The sequence below is a fragment of the Mesorhizobium sp. M0074 genome (genome assembly GCF_040322975.1).
In the GTDB taxonomy this organism is placed as follows: domain Bacteria; phylum Pseudomonadota; class Alphaproteobacteria; order Rhizobiales; family Rhizobiaceae; genus Mesorhizobium.
Genome location: NZ_JAMYUM010000099.1, coordinates 1 through 612, shown reverse-complemented (window position 1 = coordinate 612; position 612 = coordinate 1). Strand labels below are relative to the sequence as shown.

The window sequence follows — 612 nt, the reverse complement described above, 5'->3', positions numbered from 1 at the left end:
GTCCATAATCAGAACGGTAACGACACAGCCGACTTCCTGTTCGTGCCAGTGAGCGATGGCGGTAAGACTCTTGCGGAGCGCGGCAAACATTGGTCGCTGCTGTTCGTTGATCGCAGCGACCGGGAACGGCCGGTTGCCTATCATTATGACTCCGTCAGCGGATGGCATGACAAGCTTGCAAAACACCTCGCAGAAAGGCTGGGCGCCAGCCTGGAGACCCGCGTGGACTTACCCCGCATCGCCCAGCAGAGCAACGAGTGGGATTGCGGAGTCTACGTGGTGGACGGCACGCGGGCGCTGGTTGGGCGATTGCAAAGATGGCAGCCAGACCTGCCAGACCTGCCAGACCTGAACCTCAACAACCTCGTCGTCAATCGGCAGGCACTACAAACCCGACTCATGGGTGACGATACATCTGGAACGGCAAATTATCTCACGAACTTTGAACTCATGGACCGACAGGCGCGAGACGCGGTTAAGGAAAGCCCCGTTGGGACGTTTCACCAGCGGATCAAGCGGCTCGGCCAGTCAGCGCGAGCGTTGCACGACAGAGCCCTGGCTCCAGTCGCGCCGGACCAAGGCAACCCAGACTCGGTGTTCGTACGGGACGTT

Annotated in this window: 1 protein-coding gene; it reads left to right on the top strand. The window is 59.8% G+C overall.

The features are described 5' to 3' along the window. The coding region (locus NKJ73_RS34140; RefSeq protein WP_352572792.1) for a Ulp1 family isopeptidase at nucleotides 1–612 on the top strand (612 nt) is incomplete at both ends.